The sequence below is a fragment of the Nonomuraea sp. NPDC048916 genome, from assembly GCF_040649575.1.
Classification (GTDB): Bacteria; Actinomycetota; Actinomycetes; order Streptosporangiales; family Streptosporangiaceae; genus Nonomuraea.
In genome coordinates, this window is record NZ_JBEZFS010000008.1 from 187,545 (window position 1) to 202,207 (window position 14,663).

A 14,663-nucleotide genomic window follows, 5' to 3' on the forward strand; every position below is an offset into this window, starting at 1 on the left:
ACGTAACCCCCCACACACCAGCTCATAGGAGACCCTCGTGCGCTTCGTCCCTCTCGCGGCGGCCGGGTTGCTGGCCCTGTCGCTGACCGCATGCACCGCGGGCAAGGAGGCGCCGCCGTCGCTCGGCGCCCAGCCCGGACCCACGACGAGCGGCACCGGCCCGGCCGCCGCCGCGCTGCCCGCCGCCACGCTGGAGCTGTGGCACGGCTTCTCCACCGACGTCGAGACGAAGGCGTTCGAGGAGGCGGTCGCGGGCTTCACCAAGAAGTTCCCGCAGATCAAGGTCACCATGAAGAAGGGCATCCAGGACGACCAGATCACCCAGGCGATCCGCGGCGGCAAGGCGCCCGACGTGGCGGCCTCGTTCACCACCGACAACGTCGCCCAGTGGTGCAAGAGCGGCGCGTTCCAGGACCTCACCCCGGTCATCGAGCAGGACGGCATCGACCTGAGCGTGCTGCCGGCCGCGTCTCGCGCCTACACCGAGTTCGAGGGCAGGCGGTGCACGATGCCGCTGCTGGCCGACGCGTACGGGCTCTACTACAACAAGGCGCTGATGAAGGGCGAGCAGCCGCCGAAGACCCTGTCGGAGCTGACCGAGCTGACCAAGAAGCTCACGGTCCGCGACGCCGACGGCGACATCAAGGTCGCCGGGTTCATCCCGAGCTTCCAGTACTACGAGAACTCCCCCAGCCACCTCGGCCCCATGGTCGGCGCCCGGTGGTACAACGACGACGGCACCTCGGCCATCGGCGCCGACCCCGCCTGGAAGCAGCTCCTGCGCTGGCAGAAGGACCTGGTCGACTGGTACGGCTACGACAAGCTGGAGAAGTTCCGCAAGGGGCTGGGCGACGAGTGGGGCGCCGAGCACCCGTTCTTCAAGGGCAAGGTCGCCATGGTGCTCGACGGCGAGTGGCGCAACGCCATGATCGCCAACGACTCGGTGGCGAAGGACATGGACTACGGCACCGCCCCGCTGCCCGTCGCCGACGACCAGCCCGACCTGTACGGCAGCGGCTTCACCGCCGGGACCGTGATCGGCGTGCCGAGAGGCGCCGAGCACCCGCGGCAGGCCTGGGAGCTGGTCAAACACCTCACCACCGACACCGAGTCGCTGGTGACGCTGTCGAACGCCCTGCGCAACGTGCCCACCACCCAGGCCGCCATGGAACACCCGGACCTGGCCAGGGACGACAACTTCGCCACCTTCCTCGACATCTTCGCCCACCCCAAGACCTCGACGCTGCCGGCCAACGTCAACAGCGTCTTCAACCAGGACGCCTTCTCCACCTTCCTCATCCAGTGGGAGAAGGGCACGGTCAAGGACCTCGACGCCGGGCTGGCCGGGGTGGACAAGCGGATCAACGACAAGCTGAAGCTCTCCGGGGGCTGATGATGGTCTCCACCCGCGTCGCGCCGCCCCGCCGGTGGCGCGGCGAGGGCGTGCGCGCCCTCCTGTGGCTGTCGCCGTGGATCATCGGCATCGCGGTCTTCTTCGTCTACCCTCTGCTGTCCACGGTGTATTTCTCCTTCCACCGGTATGACCTGTTCACGCTGGAGTTCGTCGGCCTGGACAACTACCGCTACGCCTTCTCCGACGCCCGCGTGCTGCAGTCGGCCCTGAACACCCTCTGGCTCGTGGTGTTCATGGTCCCGGCCCAGGTTCTGTTCGCGCTCGGTGTGGCGCAGCTGCTGGTCAAGCTGAAGATCGGCGGCGGAATCCTCCGGACGATCTTCTACCTGCCGTCGCTGGTGCCGATGGTGGCCGGCACGGTCGCCTTCGTGTACCTGCTCAACCCGGCGACCGGCCCGGTCAACCAGCTGCTGGCCAGGTTCGGGATCACCGGCCCCGACTGGTTCGGCAGCGCCGCCTGGGCCAAGCCCAGCCTCACCCTGCTCGCCCTGTGGGGCGCGGGCAACACCATCATGATCTTCCTGGCGGCGCTGCTGGACGTGCCCAGGCACCTGTACGAGGCGGCCGCGATCGACGGCGCGGGAAGCTGGCGGCAGTTCCGCAGCGTCACGCTGCCGGTGATCTCCCCCGTGCTGATGTTCTCGGCGGTCACCGGCGTGATCTACGCCGTGCAGTACTTCACCCAGGCGATGATCGCCTCCCGGGTGGCCTCCGGCGCGACCGACTCGGCCGGCACGACGTTCACCCCCGGCTACCCGGACGGCTCGCTGCTCACCTTGCCCCAGCACCTGTTCCACACCGGTTTCCGCGACTGGTCGATGGGGCTGGCCTGCGTGCACGCGCTGCTGCTGTTCGCGGTCGCGATGCTGTTCACGCTGATCCTGCTGCGCCAGTTCAGCCGGGCGGAGGGAACGTCATGACGCGCAGGCGCGCCCTGATGTGGATCGCGCAGCACGCGCTGGCCATCGCGCTCGCGCTGACGTTCCTCGGCCCGGTCGTGTTCGTGGCGCTGACCGCGCTCATGACCGACGAGCAGGCGCTCACCAGCCGGCTGTGGCCCGAGCAGTGGAACTGGGCCAACTTCGGCGAGGTCTTCGCCCGCTCGGAGCTGCTCACCTGGACGGTCAACACGTTCGTCTACGCCTCGCTGGCGACGCTGTTCATGCTCGTCTCGTCCGTCCCCGCGGCCTACGCCCTGGCCCGCTTCCGCTTCCGCGGGCGCAAGGCGGCCTTCCTCGTCGTGATCAGCGCGATGATGCTGCCGCCGCAGGTCGTCGCGGTGCCGATCTATCTGGTGTGGGCGCGGCTGGACCTGACGGACTCGCTGTGGCCGCTCATCCTGCCGATGCTCTTCGGTGACGCTTTCTCGATCTTCCTGCTGCGCCAGTTCCTCCTCACGATCCCGCGCGACTACACCGACGCGGCGAAAGTGGACGGCTGCTCGGACGTGCGGATCCTGTTCACCGTCATCCTGCCGATGGCCCGCCCCGCGATCGCGGCGGTGGCGCTGTTCTCGTTCTTCTACTGCTGGAACGACTACTACGGGCCGCTGCTGTACGCCGGGGTCGACCAGGAGGGCTGGACCCTGTCGCTCGGGCTGGCCACCTTCAAGGCCTTTCACAGCGTGCAGTGGAACCTCACCATGGCCGCCACCCTGCTGGTGACCGCCCCGGTGATCATCGTTTTCCTCTTCGCCCAGCGGGTCTTCATCGAGGGCGTGACATTGACGGGAGTGAAAGGTTGAAACTCGCCGTGGTCGGGGGCGGCTCGACGTACACGCCTGAGCTGGTCGACGGGTTCGCGCGGTTGCGGGAGGACCTGCCGCTGACCGAGCTTGCCCTGGTGGATCCGGCCGCTGAGCGGCTGGAGCCGGTCGCGGGCATGGCCCGCCGGATGCTGCGCGCGGCCGGGCACCCGGCCACCGTGACCGCGACCGCCGACGTGCGAGAAGGGGTCGCGGGGGCGGCGGTCGTCCTGTTGCAGCTCAGGGTGGGCGGGCAAGCGGCCCGCGAGGTGGACGAGACGCTGCCGCTGCGCTGCGGCTGCGTCGGCCAGGAGACGACGGGCGTGGGCGGCCTGGCCAAGGCGCTGCGCACGGTGCCGGTGGTGCTGGACATCGCCGAGGTGATCGCCGAGCACGCGCCCGAGGCCTGGATCGTCGACTTCACCAACCCGGTCGGCATCGTCACCAGGGCGCTGCTGGACGCCGGGCACCGCGCGATCGGGCTGTGCAACGTGGCGATCGGCCTCCAGCGCCGCTTCGCCGCCATGCTCGGCGTCGCGCCGTCGCGGGTGTCGCTCGGGCACGCCGGGCTCAACCACCTCACGTGGGTGCGCTCGGTGCGCCTGGACGGGACGGACGTGCTGCCGGAGCTGATCCGGCGGCACGGCCCGGAGATCGCCGGCGAGATCGGCCTGCCGGTCGAGCTGATCACCAGGCTGGGCGCGGTGCCGTCGTACTACCTGCGCTACTTCTACGCCCACGACCTCGTCGTCGAGGAGCAGCGGACCGGGCCGTCGCGGGCGTCCGAGGTCGCCGCCCTGGAGCGGCGGCTGCTGGAGCTGTACGCCTCGCCGTCCGCCGACGCCAAGCCCGCGCTGCTGGAGAAGCGGGGTGGCGCGTTCTACTCCGAGGCCGCGGTGGCGCTCATCGCCTCGCTGCTCGGCGACCGCAGCGACACCCAGGTCGTCAACGTGCGCAACGGCGGCGTCCTGCCGTTCCTGCCGGACGAGGCGGTCGTCGAGGTCCCGGCCAGGATCACCGCTTCGGGGGCCGTGCCGCTGCCCGTCGCCCCCGTCGAGCCGCTGTACGCCGGGCTCGTCGCGCACGTGTCGGCGTACGAGACGCTCGCCCTCGAAGCCGCCCTGCACGGGGGGCGCGACCGGGTCGCCGGCGCGCTGCTCGCCCACCCGCTCGTCGGCCAGGAGCACCTGGCGCGTGAGCTGACCGGGCTGCTGCTGGAGGCCAACCGACCGCACCTGCGCTGGGCGGAAGCGCGGTGAGGACGATCCTGGCGGTGGACGGCGGCAACAGCAAGACCGACCTCGCGCTGGTGGCCGAGGACGGCACGGTGCTCGCCACGGGCCGGACCGGCCCGTTCGTGCCGCAGAGCGCCGGGGTGGGCCCCGCCGCGGACGTGGTGGAGCGGGGGGCCAGGGCGCTGCGCGACGGCATGACCGCGCCGTACGCCGACGCGATGGCGGCCTACCTGGCCGGAGCCGACTTCCCCGCCGAGGAGGAGGCGCTGCGCGGGGAGTTCCTGGCGCGTGGCTGCGCGGGCGAGGTGTCGGTGGCCAACGACACCTTCGCCGTGCTGCGCGCGGGCGCCTCCCGGCCGTGGGGCGTCGTCGTGGTGTGCGGGGCCGGCATGAACGCCGCCGGCGTCTCCCCGTCCGGCGAGGTGGCGCGCTTCCCCGCGCTCGGCAGGCGCAGCGGCGACTGGGGCGGCGGCGAGGAGCTGGCCGAATGGGTGCTCTGGCACGCCGCCCGGATGGAGGACGGGCGCGGCCCGGCGACGGCGCTGGCCGAGCTGGTCGTCACGCACTTCGGCACGGCCGGCGTCGCGGAGGTGGTGCTCGCCCTGCACTTCGGTGAGCTGGACCCGGCCCGGCTGCACGAGCTGGTGCCGGGCCTGTTCGCCGTCGCGGCCGGCGGCGACGCCGTGGCCAGGCGCGTGGTCGCGCGGCAGGCCGAGGAGGTGGCCGTGATGGCCAGGGTGTGCCTGGAGCGGCTCGACCTGCTGAACACGCCTGCCGAGGTGGTGCTCGGCGGGAGCGTGCTGACCGCTCGGGACCCGTACATGCACGGCCTGATCGAGGCCGCGATCGGCGCGAGCGCGCCGGACGCGCGTGTCGTGGTCAGCACCCTCCCCCCCGTCGTGGGCGCCGCCCTGGCCGGACTGGACCTGCTCGGCGCGGCCGAGACCGCGCGGACCCGGGTTCGCGATCACTTCAGGAGGAGCAGTTGAGAAGGCTGATCCCCGCCACGCTCGCGCTGGCGCTGCTGGCGTCCGCGAACGCCGCCCCCGTCCAGGCCGCCGCGCCCGGGCTCGTCCGGGTGGACCAGGTCGGTTACCGGCCGGACGAGAGCAAGCACGCCTACCTGATGACGCGCGGCCGGGCGGGGCGCTTCACCGTGGTCGACCGCCGCGGGCGGGTGGTCTTGACCGGGCGGGCGGGCCGCGACCGGGGCGCCTGGAACAGCCGCTACCCGCACGTCCACGACCTCGACCTGACCCGGCTGCGCACCCCCGGCCGCTACCGGGTCAAGGCCGGCGGCGCGACGTCGGCCGAGTTCGAGATCGCGCCGTCGCGGAACACGGCGGCCGACGTGCTGGGCTTCTTCGGCCTGCAGCGCGACGGCGCCGACGCGCCGCGCGGGCCGAGCCACCTCAACGACCGGGCCGCCTCCGTCTACGACTGGCCCGAGTTCACCGGCCCCGGCACCGACCAGATCAAGGGCGGGCTGACGAAGATCGGCGGGCCGGTCGACGTCGAGGGCGGCTGGTTCGACGCGGGCGACTACCTCAAGTTCACCCACATCCTGGCGTACGTGGACACGCTGCTGTGGGCCGCGCAGCGGGACGGGAAGGCCCCCAGCCCTGCCCTGAGGAACGAAGCAGCTCATGGCCTGAAATATCTGGACAAGATGTGGGATGAGGAGTCGAAGACCCTCTACATCCAGGTCGGCATCGGCGCCGGCAACGCCGAGGGCACGTTCGCCGGCGACCACGACATCTGGCGCCTGCCCGAGGCCGACGACGGCGACGACGCCGCAGGACACCGGTTCATCCGCCACCGCCCGGTTTTCCGCGCCGCCGCCCCCGGCGAGCCGATCAGCCCGAACCTGGCCGGGCGCACGGCCGCCGCCTTCGCCCTGGCCGCCCAGCTCGAACCCTCCCACCGGCGCGCCACCCAGCTGCTCGACCAGGCCGCCTCCATCTACGCGATGGCCAGGACCACCGGCGTGGACCGGCTGGTGACCTCCCTGCCGCACGCCTTCTACCCCGAAACCGTGTGGCGCGACGACATGCAGCTCGGCGGCGCCGAGCTGGCCCTGGCCGCGCAGCGCCTGCGCGACCCGCGCGCCGGGCGGTGGCTGGCGGAGGCGGCCCGCTGGGCGCGCGGCTACCTGGACGAGGAGCCGGGCGACACGCTCAACCTGTACGACGTGAGCGCCCTGGCCCACGCCGACCTCGTCAAGGCCATGCGCGCGGCCGGGACCGGCGGGCTCGCCGTCTCCGAGGCCGACCTGATCGCCGGGCTCAAGGCCCAGCTCGACATCGGCGCCCGCCGCGCCGCCGCGGACCCGTTCCGCGCCGGAGCGCGCTACGACACGTTCGACTCCGTCCCGCACGCGTTCGGCCTGGCCGCCACCGCGCGCCTGTACCGGTCGGTGACCGGCGACGGCGCCTACGACGCCTTCGGCACCCGGCAGCGCAACTGGGCGCTCGGCGCGAACCCGTGGGGCGTGTCCTTCGTCGCCGGGGCCGGCGAGCGCTCGATCGCCTGCCCGCACCACCAGATCGCCAACATCACCGGCGAGCCCGCCACGGGCGCGGTCGTCAACGGGCCCAACGACGCGAAACTGTTCGAGGACGGGCTGGGCGGGCACTTCGAGGAGATGCCACCCTGTCCGGCGGACCGCGTGGACCGCTACGAGCGGTTCACCGGGCACGGCGGCCGCTTCGTCGACGACGTGCGCTCCTGGCAGGCCTCCGAGCCGGCCGACGATTTCGCGGCCATCGCCCTGTACGCTCTCACGTTGACGTCGACATGACGCCCCTGACACGGAGGTGACATGAAGCCCCCTGTCCACGGGACGCCGAGGTTGATGCGCGCGATCAACGACCGCGCCGCGCTGCGCATCCTGCTGGAGAAAGGCCCGCTGACCCGTCCCGAGCTGAGCGAGCTGACCGGCCTGTCCAAGCCGACGGCGTTCCAGCTCCTGGCCCGCTTGCAGGAGGCGGGCCTGGTGGTCAACGACGGTGTCCGGGCGGGCCAGCCCGGACGCACGGCCGAGGTCTACCGGGTCAACGCCGCCGCCGCGTACGTGGCCGCGCTGGACGTCACACCCGAGCGGATCGGCGTACAGGTGGCCGACATCACCGGAGCCGTCGTCGGCGCGGCCCGCTCACCCGCCCCGACGCCGGCGGGCGGCGGCGGCCTGGTCGAGCGGCTGCGGGAGGCGGTCGGGGCGGCACAACCGCCCGGCCCGCTGCGCCGCGTCGTCATCGGCGTGCAGGGCGCCGTCGACCCCACGACCGGCAGGCTCGACTACGCCACCGCCGAGGACATGCCCGGCTGGCAGATCCCCGACCTGGTGCCCACGCTCGCCGACGGGCTCGGCGTCACCGTCGACGTGGAGAACGACGTCAACCTCGTCGCCCTCGCCGAGCAGGCGCACGGCGCGGCGGCCGGCTGCCCGGACTTCGTGCTGCTGTGGGCCGGTGAGGGGCTCGGCGCCGCCCTGGTGATCGGCGGGCGGCTGCACCGCGGCTTCTTCGGTGGCGCCGGCGAGGTGGGCTACATGCCCATCCCCGGCGCCGCCACGGCCCGCGACGCCGGCCGGTTCGGCCACCACGGCTACCAGGCGCTGGCCGGCGGGCCGGCGGTGCAGGACCTGCTGCGTTCCTACGGCGTCCACGGGGCCGACTTCCAGGAGTCGGTGGCGACCGCGGTGCGCCTGGCCGAGGGCACCGGGAGGGCCGCCGAGGAGGCGGTCGCGGGCCTGCGGACGGTGGCCGCCCGGGTCGCCCTCGGTCTGGCGACCATCGCCTCGGTCGTCGACCCGGGGCTCGTCGTACTGGCCGGGAGCCTGGTGTCCGCCGGGGGCGAGCGGTTGCGCGACCTCGTCGAGCGCGAGCTGCGGGCACTCGACGTCGAGCGGCTGCGAGTGCGGCTGTCCGCCGTCCGGGGCAACCCGGTGCTGGTGGGCGCGATGGACCTGGCGCTCGCCCGGGTCAGGGACGAGGTGTTCGGGCAGGCCGCCCGCGACGGCGGCCCGGCCACCGCGGTGGGCCGCTGACCCGATCAGGGACAGGGGATGAGGGTCGGAGAGCTCGGAGGCCGCCGTCGCCGAAGACGTGCTCGGTGGAGAAGGGTTCGGCGCGGTGGACGCCTGGTGGCTGTGCCGCTCCTGACTGACCCACGCCCGACGACCCGTCTCTCGCGGGGTCAGCCGGTGCGGGTCAGCCGGTGCGGGTCAGCCAGGAAGAGCGCGCCGGTCGTCGTGCTGAAGGCCGCCCAGCCGCGGCGGCCGGCCGCGGCGAACCGCCGGGCGAACACGAAGCACGCGGCGATCAGTGCGAGGAAGGCGACCCCGGCGACGAGGAAGTGCACCATTCCGTGCCAGCTGATGCTCGAGGGCGGGCCGACCGGCGTCCCCGGCGGGAAGCCGTCGACGGGGTCGGCGGAGAAGACGGCCGCGGCGACGTCGTCGTCACCGGTGCCCCAGGCGGTCTGGATCACGGGTCCCCAGGTGTGGCAGGGGTCGGTGCAGGCGTCCCGCACGTCCTCGATCGGGGCGTCGTAGGCGCGGCGCGGCAGCAGTGACCGCTCTTCGCCGGTGGCGACCGCCTGGTTGCCGATCTCCCGGTGGGTGGCGTTGATCTGGTTGACGATGTCGATCACGTGTTCTCCTCGTTCTTCGTAGGCGGTTGCCTGCCCGGGGAGGGGGGCCCGGCGGTGTTCTCGCGCCGCTCGCGCCGCTCGCGCTCGCCGCGCGCGAGTTCGGCGCCCAGCGCGTTCAGGCCCTGGCTCCAGAACCGGCGCAAGCGTTCCAGCCAGATGTCGACGTCGAAGGCCCGCACGGCTCCGAGAATGCCACTTTTAACTTATATAAGTCAATCCTTAATAAAGTGGGATCCGGATCGCCGGGGCTTCGCGACGCCATAGATTCACGGGCTCGCCGCCATCTATGCGGGTGAGACCCGAGGAGAGCCTTTTGCACCCCGACCAGCAACGAGATTTCACCGCGTTCGTCGCCACTCGCTCCGACAGCCTGATCAGGCTCGCCAACGGTTTCTTCATCTCGCCCGGGTGCCCGGAAGGCCGGTCCCGGACGCCTCCGGCGGCCGGGACGCGCTGGGCGAGCCGCTCACCATCCTGGATTCCCCACCGGTCACGGTGACCGCGTACGGCCCGAGTGGCCAGGTCCTGGGGCAGGAGAGGAACGTGGCGTTCGGCCCCCTGGGCCGGGGAAGCGAGTGAGGCGACTGACGAAGGCGGCCAATCGAACCGGTGAGGGCCGATGCGACCAAGGGAGTCGGCGACCGGGATCGCCGGCGAAGCCGCCGGCCGGAAAACGAGGTGCGCCGGGGTTCGCGGCTATGGCCGGTGTCGTGTCCCACCTGCGCTGGACGGAGCACGCCTGGTTCGAGGTGCTCTTCCTGGGCCGGCCGGCCGAGGGGCCGCAGGTCGAGGAGGAGCCCGAGGACGCCGACATGCGGGTCGAGGGCGTCCGGCTCGCCCGGCTGCTCGACGAGTACGAGCGGCAGTGCGCGGTGTCGAACGAGATCGTGGCCGCCCATTCGCTGGACGAGGTGGGCCGGCACCCCGACTTCCGTTCCGCCACCGCGACGCTGTGGTGGATGCTGATCCACATGGTCGAGGAGACCGCCCGCCACGTCGGGCACCTCGACGTCGTCCGGGAGCTGCTCGACGGCGAGACCGGCTACTGCTGACCGCCGGCGGCCTGGGATTCGGTGATGAGCCGGAGCGTCACCGCCGAGGCCCACAGCCAGAGCAGCGCCCCGCCGATCAGCAGCCACCGCATGTCCTCCAGCGGGAAGGCGGCGAACCCGGCGACGAGGTAGGCCGGCGCGGTCAGCAGGCTGTAGCCGGCCCAGCCGTGCCGCCCTTGCCGGGCGAAGCGGCGGGCGAAGACCAGGCAGGCCGCGATGAGGGTCAGGCCGGTGAAGACCGGGGCCAGGTTGTGCAGGATGCCGTGCCAGCTCTGCTCGCTCGCCGTGTCGGGGGTGCCGGGAGGGAAGCCGGCGGCCGGATCGGTGGGGAACACGCCGCCCCAGATCATTCCGAACCCGTACAGGCCGATCAGTAATGGTCCCCACGTTCCGGCGGGCCCGCGATGCAGGAGGCGCCGCAGGCCGAGGGCGGAGGCCAGTGCCAGCACGCCGGCGACGACGAAGGTGGCCGTCTGGATCCAGCCGTGCTCACCCAGGCTCAGCTGGCTGAGCGCGTGACGCGCGGGGTCGAACCCGTCGCGGGTGAGCTCCTGGACGACGACCGAGGCGACGAACAGCGGCCCGGCGGCGACGCCGCACCACAGCAGCGCCGTCGTGCTGGAGGAGGCGGCGAGGGGGACGGTCTCGGGTGCTTTCGGGGGGTGACTCATGGAGGTCTCACTCGTTTCGGTGGATGTATTTTCAAAAGAAGCTTGAACATAAAAATCTATTTTGTCAATGAGGCGAGGACAGGCCTCGTGTGAACCCTCGCCAGGGTCAGGCGCCGAACCGCAAGCCGGCGTCCGTCAATCCCCGAGCCGCATCGCGGGATCGGGCGTGCGGACGAAGCCCAGGGAGCGGTAGAGCGGCTCGCCGTCCCGGGAGGCGCGCAGGTGGACGGTCCCGATCCCGCGCTCGCGGTACCAATCGAGCAGGGCCGTCACGCAGAGCCGGGAGTAGCCCCGCCGCCGGTAGGCCTCGTCGGTCACGACGTTGTAGACGTACCCGGACACGCCGCTGAGGTTTCTCGGGCCGCCGAGCCGGAACTCCACGGCGCCCACCGCGCAGGCCGCCAGCTCGCCCGGCCGGTCGGGCCGTTCCACGACGAAGGCGACCATCGTCGGGTCGGGTTCGTCCAGCCGCCGGCGCAGCGTTTGTTTTGCGCTCTCCCGCCACTCCTCGCCGACCGGCTCCTGCCCCGACATGCCGGCCAGCATCACTCCTCGAAGGCGTACCAGCTCCGCGGCGTCCGCCGCCGTCGCCCTGCGCGCGTCACCCATCCACCAGACATTAGCCCGCTCCGCGACGCGGCCTGTCGTCAACGCGCTGGGCGCAGCGGCCCGCCCGTTTCGGGCGTCCAGCCGCCCTTCCCGAAGGGAACAGCAGCACGCCGGCTTCGTTGACGGCAGGCCGGCGCGCGCCCCGGGTTCGGGCGGACGAACACCATCCCTTCCCCCGGCTCCCATGGCCGGCTTGACGGGTGCCCCACGACCACCGGATCGTCAGCGAGATCCTGCTCAGGCTGCGGGACCTCCTGGACGGCCTCGGCAACAACGACGCAGCCCAGCCCTGGCACGTGCAAGCCGAACTGGACGGTGCGCCGCACGCGCCAGCCGTCGTCGATCGCCCGGGACTCCTCGTCGCCCGGGCCGGGATGCACCGCCCACTCGGTGAGACCGGCCGGCAAGCCGCGTCCAACCGGTCATCGGGCGGTCTGTTGCGGACCGGCGGGGAGGCCCCGTCCGGGCCGTTGCGCAACCGGCCGGCCACCGTGAAGGTCGATACCATTCTCAGCGTGAAGATCGTTCAAGTCGACCTCGCCCGACGCCGGATCGACCCCGATCTCGCTCCGGACCCTCATTCCACCGAGCACTGGACCGATGCGGAATTGGCCGTGACGGCAGCGCTGGCGGGCGCTGCCGTGGTGCGCGGGATGTACGGCGCTCGGCTGACACGGTTTGAGAAGTCCGCCGGTGACTTCGCCACAGACGCCGATCTCGAAGCGGAGAGGGTCATCCTGGACGTCATTCGAACCGCCCGGCCGGATGACGCCGTCACGGGCGAGGAGAGCGGGCGCGCGGGCGCCCACGGCACGGAGCGGATGTGGCTGGTCGATCCCTTGTGCGGCACGCTGAACTACGCCGTACGGAACACGCTGGTCGCGGTGAACGTCGCCCTGCGTGTGGGGCCCGGCATCACGGCGGCGGCATCGGCCGACCCGTTCACCCACGAGGTGTTCTGGACCGACGGCGAACGCGCCTGCGTCCGTAGCGACGGAGTGGATGAGGAGCTCAGGCCGTCGCCCGCTTCGCGCCTGGTGGACGTCAACCTCGATCCACCGTTCCCGAACGCGCCGGACTTCCGGGCGGTCCGCCTTCTCGCCGACGACCGGTTCGCCGAGCGGTTCCGGCCGCGCGTCGTCTCCACCACGCTGGCGGTGGCCTGGGTCGCCGCAGGCCGGCGAGCCGCCTACGTCACCGACGGCCACCTGCGCGACAGCGTGCACTTCGCCGGCGGGATCGCCCTGTGCCAAGCCGCCGGATGCGTGGTGACCGGCCTCCACGGCCAGCCACCGCACACCGGTGCGGGCGGGCTGGTCGTGGCGGCCGACCAAGAGACGCACACCGCGTTGCTGCGGATGATCAGCGATCAAGTCTCATCTGATCGGTAGCCGGTCCGCCACCGGAGCCGGCGCGGGCCGGTCCCAAGAAGATCCGGGACGGAGCCCTGCCCCTGGCAGACGCCTCACCCGATCCGCCGCAGAGCCTTCTCGCGTCGCTCGGCCACGCTCGACCCCGACTCCCCGCGCGCCATCCGGCGCAGCACGATCGGCGCCACGAACAGGCCGGGCACGGCCCAGGCCCCCAGCACCCCGACCGCCTCCAGGTGCCGCCAGGCCGCGCCGATCTCCACGCCGATCCACACCGGCCGTCGGGACGCCAGAACTGACTTGTGCGACCGTGGGGCGAAACCGCGTCTCGTGATGGAGTGACCGTCGATGGTGCGCACCCTGGTCGTCGTCCTGGTGGTGGTGGCGGTCCTGATCGGGCTGCTGTGGGTGTTCCAGCGCCGGCTGATCTACCTGCCCGACGGGGAGGCGGTGCCGCCCGCCGCCGAGGTGATCCCCGGGGCGCGCGACGTGTCGTTCACCACCGACGACGGGATCCGGCTGGGCGCCTGGTTCGTCCCCGGCGACCACGACGTGACCGTGCTGATCGCGGGCGGCAACGCGGGCAACAGGCTGCACCGGGCGCCGCTGGCCCGCGCGCTCGCCGCCCACGGGCTGCCGGTGCTGCTGATCGACTACCGCGGCTACGGCGGCAACCCCGGCGACCCGACCGAGGAGGGCCTGTTCCTCGACGTCCTCGCGGCTCGGCGGTTCGTCGGGGACTCCCGGGTCGTCTACTTCGGCGAGAGCCTCGGCGCGGCGGTGATGACCCGGCTCGCCGCGGAGCGTCCGCCGGACGGGCTGGTGCTCCGCTCGCCCTTCACCGACCTGGCGGCGGCGGGCCAGGTCAACTATCCCTACCTGCCGGTCCGGCCGCTGCTGCGCGACCGCTTCCCGCTCGCCGAGCAGATCTCCGCCGTACGGGCCCCCACCACGATCCTGTACGGGGCGGGCGACACGATCGTGCCACCACGGCTGAGCAGAGCGGTCGCCGAGGCCGCAGGGGGAGAGGTCACGCTCGTCGAGGTGCCGGGAGCGGGCCACAACGACCCGGTCCTCCTGGACGGCCCACGGGTGGTCGGCGCCGTGGTGGACCTGGCCGGCCGGATCCGGGGCGAGCGCTGAGACACCCGCCCCTCCATGGCCGGAGTGGCCCCCGGCCGACGTCGCCAAGGCCGTCGGGACGCGCCCATCCCGGCCCGCACGGATGTCAGCCGCCGTACGGGCGGGTGATGATCTCCAGGTTGTGGCCGTCCGGGTCGGACCAGTAGAGGCCGCGCCCGCCGTCGTTGGTGTTGACGGTCTCGGGCTGGTCGTGGTGCGGGTCGGCCCAGAACGTGAGGCCGCGGTCCTTGATGCGGTCCCAGATCTGGTCGAACTCCTCCTCCGAGACCAGGAAGGCGTAATGCTGGGCGTGCACCGGACCGTTGGTCTGGACGACGTCCAGGGAGACGCCGTTGCCCAGCTCGACCACGCGGAACGGGCCGAACAGAATCGCGGGCCGGAGCCCCAGGACGTCGGTCAGGAAGGCCGCGGTGCGGTCACGGTCGGTGGATTCGACGATGGTGTGGTTCAGCTGCACGGCCATGGCACGGCCCCTTCCGCTCGCGTTGCGGTTCTTCCTCGAACGTATCCCGGGCCCGCCGAGCTGCGCGCCCCGCCCCGCCGTGGGGACGCGCGTACCTGGCGGCGAAAACCCGGCGACTCGGGGCGAGCGGCCGGGGTAGAGTGCCAGGGTCCTGTCGTCTCCGATAGAGGTGGACGTTGCGCATCTGAGGTCCGCGACCATCGCGCGGTACGGCCCTGTCCGTACGCGTCACGCAGCCGGCTTCCCGCCGCCCGTGACCCCGCGTGGATGCGACCTCGGTGCATGAGCCGTCCTCACCTCCGGAGGGCC

17 protein-coding genes are annotated in these 14,663 nt (G+C 72.3%); 11 read left to right on the forward strand and 6 right to left on the reverse strand.

Features of this window, described 5'->3' with window-relative positions:
- Positions 1-37: 37 nt before the first annotated feature.
- Genes AB0C16_RS10640 through AB0C16_RS10670 form a run of 7 tightly spaced genes read left to right on the forward strand, consistent with a single transcriptional unit; the run spans position 38 to position 8,441 of the window.
- The gene (locus AB0C16_RS10640; RefSeq protein WP_357681146.1) at positions 38-1,393 is read left to right on the forward strand and encodes an extracellular solute-binding protein; all 1,356 of its coding nucleotides are present in this window, start codon (positions 38-40) and stop codon (positions 1,391-1,393) included.
- Positions 1,393-2,334 carry a sugar ABC transporter permease gene (locus AB0C16_RS10645; protein ID WP_357681148.1) on the forward strand — a complete coding sequence of 314 codons (942 nt, stop codon included), beginning with the start codon at positions 1,393-1,395 and terminating at the stop codon, positions 2,332-2,334. The genes AB0C16_RS10640 and AB0C16_RS10645 overlap by 1 nt, the downstream gene beginning before the upstream one ends.
- Positions 2,331-3,158 (forward strand): carbohydrate ABC transporter permease, encoded by an 828-nt coding sequence (locus tag AB0C16_RS10650; protein ID WP_357681150.1) that lies wholly within the window; start codon positions 2,331-2,333, stop codon positions 3,156-3,158. Before AB0C16_RS10645 ends, AB0C16_RS10650 begins: the two co-directional genes overlap by 4 nt.
- Entirely contained in the window at positions 3,155-4,417 is a 1,263-nt protein-coding gene (locus tag AB0C16_RS10655) for a 6-phospho-beta-glucosidase (protein ID WP_357681153.1), read from the forward strand. The genes AB0C16_RS10650 and AB0C16_RS10655 overlap by 4 nt, the downstream gene beginning before the upstream one ends.
- A complete protein-coding gene (locus AB0C16_RS10660) occupies positions 4,414-5,382 on the forward strand; it encodes a BadF/BadG/BcrA/BcrD ATPase family protein (protein WP_357681155.1) in 969 nt (322 codons plus the stop codon). The genes AB0C16_RS10655 and AB0C16_RS10660 overlap by 4 nt, the downstream gene beginning before the upstream one ends.
- A complete protein-coding gene (locus AB0C16_RS10665) occupies positions 5,379-7,193 on the forward strand; it encodes a glycoside hydrolase family 9 protein (RefSeq protein ID WP_357681157.1) in 1,815 nt (604 codons plus the stop codon). Before AB0C16_RS10660 ends, AB0C16_RS10665 begins: the two co-directional genes overlap by 4 nt.
- Before the next feature lie 21 nt (positions 7,194-7,214).
- Positions 7,215-8,441, forward strand: coding sequence for an ROK family transcriptional regulator (locus tag AB0C16_RS10670; RefSeq protein WP_357681159.1), 1,227 nt, complete (start codon positions 7,215-7,217; stop codon positions 8,439-8,441).
- Between the two features lie 149 nt (positions 8,442-8,590).
- On the opposite strand, the gene AB0C16_RS10675 is transcribed toward AB0C16_RS10670, so the two are convergent.
- A complete protein-coding gene (locus AB0C16_RS10675) occupies positions 8,591-9,046 on the reverse strand; it encodes a DUF998 domain-containing protein (RefSeq protein ID WP_357681161.1) in 456 nt (151 codons plus the stop codon).
- A complete protein-coding gene (locus AB0C16_RS10680; protein WP_357681163.1) occupies positions 9,043-9,225 on the reverse strand; it encodes a hypothetical protein in 183 nt (60 codons plus the stop codon). Before AB0C16_RS10680 ends, AB0C16_RS10675 begins: the two co-directional genes overlap by 4 nt.
- Before the next feature lie 229 nt (positions 9,226-9,454).
- On the opposite strand from AB0C16_RS10680, the gene AB0C16_RS10685 reads away from it, so the two are divergent.
- Positions 9,455-9,625 carry a hypothetical protein gene (locus tag AB0C16_RS10685; RefSeq protein ID WP_357681165.1) on the forward strand — a complete coding sequence of 57 codons (171 nt, stop codon included), beginning with the start codon at positions 9,455-9,457 and terminating at the stop codon, positions 9,623-9,625.
- Entirely contained in the window at positions 9,622-10,098 is a 477-nt protein-coding gene (locus AB0C16_RS10690) for a DUF664 domain-containing protein (RefSeq protein WP_357681167.1), read from the forward strand. The genes AB0C16_RS10685 and AB0C16_RS10690 overlap by 4 nt, the downstream gene beginning before the upstream one ends.
- Here the strand turns inward: AB0C16_RS10690 and AB0C16_RS10695 are convergent.
- Together AB0C16_RS10695 and AB0C16_RS10700 are read right to left on the reverse strand one after the other, a co-directional pair.
- Complete coding sequence (locus AB0C16_RS10695) at positions 10,089-10,769, reverse strand: DUF998 domain-containing protein (protein ID WP_357681169.1); 681 nt, start codon at positions 10,767-10,769, stop codon at positions 10,089-10,091. The two genes, AB0C16_RS10690 and AB0C16_RS10695, sit on opposite strands and share 10 nt — an antisense overlap.
- A 135-nt stretch (positions 10,770-10,904) precedes the next feature.
- On the reverse strand, positions 10,905-11,378 hold the full coding sequence (locus AB0C16_RS10700; protein ID WP_357681171.1) for a GNAT family N-acetyltransferase: 474 nt from the start codon (positions 11,376-11,378) through the stop codon (positions 10,905-10,907).
- Between the two features lie 200 nt (positions 11,379-11,578).
- Here AB0C16_RS10700 and AB0C16_RS10705 point away from each other — a divergent pair, with 200 nt between their 5' ends.
- Positions 11,579-12,769 carry an inositol monophosphatase family protein gene (locus AB0C16_RS10705; protein WP_357681172.1) on the forward strand — a complete coding sequence of 397 codons (1,191 nt, stop codon included), beginning with the start codon at positions 11,579-11,581 and terminating at the stop codon, positions 12,767-12,769.
- A 74-nt stretch (positions 12,770-12,843) separates the two neighbouring features.
- Here the strand turns inward: AB0C16_RS10705 and AB0C16_RS10710 are convergent, their stop codons facing one another.
- Positions 12,844-13,023 (reverse strand): hypothetical protein, encoded by a 180-nt coding sequence (locus AB0C16_RS10710; protein ID WP_357681174.1) that lies wholly within the window; start codon positions 13,021-13,023, stop codon positions 12,844-12,846.
- 73 nt (positions 13,024-13,096) lie between these two features.
- On the opposite strand from AB0C16_RS10710, the gene AB0C16_RS10715 reads away from it, so the two are divergent.
- Entirely contained in the window at positions 13,097-13,891 is a 795-nt protein-coding gene (locus AB0C16_RS10715; RefSeq protein WP_357681176.1) for an alpha/beta hydrolase, read from the forward strand.
- Between the two features lie 85 nt (positions 13,892-13,976).
- Here AB0C16_RS10715 and AB0C16_RS10720 read toward each other — a convergent pair whose 3' ends face one another.
- A complete protein-coding gene (locus tag AB0C16_RS10720; RefSeq protein ID WP_357681178.1) occupies positions 13,977-14,354 on the reverse strand; it encodes a VOC family protein in 378 nt (125 codons plus the stop codon).
- Positions 14,355-14,663 lie beyond the last annotated feature (309 nt).

Bases quoted from the DNA above. Each gene is read 5' to 3' on its own strand.
- AB0C16_RS10645 (WP_357681148.1), top strand. From the start codon at position 1,393: ATGATGGTCTCCACCCGCGTCGCGCCGCCCCGCCGGTGGCGCGGCGAG.
- AB0C16_RS10650 (WP_357681150.1), top strand. From the start codon at position 2,331: ATGACGCGCAGGCGCGCCCTGATGTGGATCGCGCAGCACGCGCTGGCC.
- AB0C16_RS10670 (WP_357681159.1), top strand. From the start codon at position 7,215: ATGAAGCCCCCTGTCCACGGGACGCCGAGGTTGATGCGCGCGATCAAC.
- AB0C16_RS10695 (WP_357681169.1), bottom strand. From the start codon at position 10,769: ATGAGTCACCCCCCGAAAGCACCCGAGACCGTCCCCCTCGCCGCCTCC.
- AB0C16_RS10700 (WP_357681171.1), bottom strand. From the start codon at position 11,378: ATGGGTGACGCGCGCAGGGCGACGGCGGCGGACGCCGCGGAGCTGGTA.
- AB0C16_RS10715 (WP_357681176.1), top strand. From the start codon at position 13,097: ATGGTGCGCACCCTGGTCGTCGTCCTGGTGGTGGTGGCGGTCCTGATC.
- AB0C16_RS10720 (WP_357681178.1), bottom strand. From the start codon at position 14,354: ATGGCCGTGCAGCTGAACCACACCATCGTCGAATCCACCGACCGTGAC.